This window comes from Novosphingobium album (ex Liu et al. 2023) (assembly GCF_029076845.1).
GTDB lineage: Bacteria > Pseudomonadota > Alphaproteobacteria > Sphingomonadales > Sphingomonadaceae > Novosphingobium.
Window position 1 is genome coordinate 1 of the sequence record NZ_JARESE010000017.1, and the last position, 1,612, is coordinate 1,612.

At 59.4% G+C, this 1,612-nt stretch carries 3 protein-coding genes; 2 read left to right on the top strand and 1 reads right to left on the bottom strand.

Going from position 1 to position 1,612, the window contains the following annotated elements; genetic code table 11:
* The first annotated feature begins 130 nt into the window (after positions 1–130).
* Positions 131–505 (top strand): hypothetical protein, encoded by a 375-nt coding sequence (locus tag PYV00_RS07020; RefSeq protein ID WP_275227567.1) that lies wholly within the window; start codon positions 131–133, stop codon positions 503–505.
* A 354-nt stretch (positions 506–859) separates the two neighbouring features.
* Here the strand turns inward: PYV00_RS07020 and PYV00_RS07025 are convergent, their stop codons facing one another.
* A complete protein-coding gene (locus PYV00_RS07025) occupies positions 860–1,240 on the bottom strand; it encodes a helix-turn-helix domain-containing protein (protein ID WP_275227568.1) in 381 nt (126 codons plus the stop codon).
* Between the two features lie 86 nt (positions 1,241–1,326).
* Here PYV00_RS07025 and PYV00_RS07030 point away from each other — a divergent pair.
* On the top strand, positions 1,327–1,612 hold a 286-nt coding region (locus tag PYV00_RS07030), incomplete at its 3' end, for a transcriptional regulator (protein WP_275227569.1).

Sequence of the window (1,612 nt, forward strand, 5' to 3'; positions counted from 1 at the left end):
CGCTATCTTCGCCTGCGCCTCGCGCAGGTGCTGCTCAAGCTCGCCCAACGCCTGATCTCCTGAGATGTACGGTTGACCCCAAGACTGGACTGCCTGGCCCATTCGGCAGCACGCGCGCTTCGCAGGTCTCATGATCGACCCGCGCGTAGATGCTCTCGACATTCATTCCGCCGAAGCCGTTGCGCGCGCGATACTTCATCCAGAGACCGTGTTCGCCGTTGTCATTGGGATAGATAGCCGTTTCGACATGCTCGAAGCTCGATGGTTCCCGCAGCATCTCCTTGACCTGTCGTACGGTGGAGCGATTCGATCCGTCCCACTTAGAGAGGCAATGGAGACCTTTGTTGCGCTGTTCGTTCTCCGCAGCCTGCCTTTCATGCTCAACCAATTTGCGAGCATTTATTTCAGCCTGTTTCGAAGCTGCGTATTGCGCTTCGCGCTCAGCGTATCCCTCGGGGTCGACGATCATCTCCACGACAGTGCCAGCGACGACAATTATTATTAGCGCGCACAGGCTTAGAAGTATGATTTTCCCAGTAGTGAGATCGGTCGTCGCGTATTCCCAGACATTGGACGTTCTCTTATCGCCCTGACGACTTGCTCGTTCCCACTCCCGCTGCGCCCGAAGCATCCTCTGCGCCTCGGTTTCCTCATTCATTGCCCGTTTTCCCCGTTCATCCGTTGCACGCGCACCCCGGTGGTTGATGGCAGACGCTGTCCTGCGAGATGCAGCTGTTACCGCAAGCCTTGCCCTTTTTGCATATCTTGCAACATGCTGCCGCGAGCGCGGTCCCGCACACTGGTACGTCGGCGGCTATCGCCCCCAGTCCGAGCAGCCAAATAGCCGCGAATAGCGATTTCATTGCCCCTCCCCCCTGTAATCTGCCCCCGGAACCTGCAGCGTCGGCGATCGGGCACTGTGCGCAATCGTCCGCACAAGTTGTAGCGCGGCCTTTCGGTCAGCCGGCCCCAGATTACGAAGTAGATCGACCCAATCTCGTTCTTCCGCCGTGAATTGGTCACGGGGCCCGTTATTCTCCGGGTCATCTGTTTCACCGGTCAAGTAAGCAGGCGTCGTCGCCAACTCACGGGCAATTTTGTGCAGGTACCGCGAATTGTAGGCACTTCCCCCGACTAGCTTTGCGATGGTTTGCTGCGAAACACCGACGCGACGCGCCAACTCGGCCTGCGAGATATTTCGCTTGGCAAGCGTGCTTCGCAGTCGGTCGGCGACGATCATGCCGAGGGTTTACCACTCACGTTGTCGTGAAAAATTGAATTTAGGTTGTTGCGACTCACGCTTTTGGTTGTTACTACCAAAGCGCAATGACCGACTCACCCAAAGTTGAACCCCTTCAGCGTGCGATTCGAGCTCTGGGCTCCCAAACCGCGCTGGGCCGACTGATCGGCATATCGCAGCAGGGCATTTCGAAGATGGTGCGCCACAGCCGACCTCTCCCCGCCGAGCATGTCCTCACAGTCGAGGCCGCCACCGGCATTTCGCGTCACGAGCTGCGGCCCGACATCTACCCGATCGAGACCCCCCGGTCGTCCGGCACCCCGCCGGGCGATGCGTCGGCGGCGGCGAATCCCCGAACGGCCGCCGCCGGCG